Source organism: Citrobacter sp. Igbk 14, from assembly GCF_028069825.1.
Lineage (GTDB): Bacteria > Pseudomonadota > Gammaproteobacteria > Enterobacterales > Enterobacteriaceae > Citrobacter.
The window spans coordinates 1-255 of the sequence record NZ_JANEWM010000207.1 but is presented as its reverse complement, the minus strand read 5'-3'; the positions used below and the strand labels follow the sequence as shown (position 1 = coordinate 255).

Sequence of the window (255 nt, the reverse complement as noted above, 5' to 3'; positions counted from 1 at the left end):
GCAGAGATGCTTTGGTGCCTTCGGGAACTCTGAGACAGGTGCTGCATGGCTGTCGTCAGCTCGTGTTGTGAAATGTTGGGTTAAGTCCCGCAACGAGCGCAACCCTTATCCTTTGTTGCCAGCGGTTAGGCCGGGAACTCAAAGGAGACTGCCAGTGATAAACTGGAGGAAGGTGGGGATGACGTCAAGTCATCATGGCCCTTACGAGTAGGGCTACACACGTGCTACAATGGCGCATACAAAGAGAAGCGACCT

General features: G+C 53.7%; 1 rRNA gene. It reads left to right on the top strand.

Features of this window, described 5'->3' with window-relative positions:
* Window positions 1-255: ribosomal RNA gene (locus tag NNN64_RS23180) — 16S ribosomal RNA — on the top strand; the annotation flags it as partial.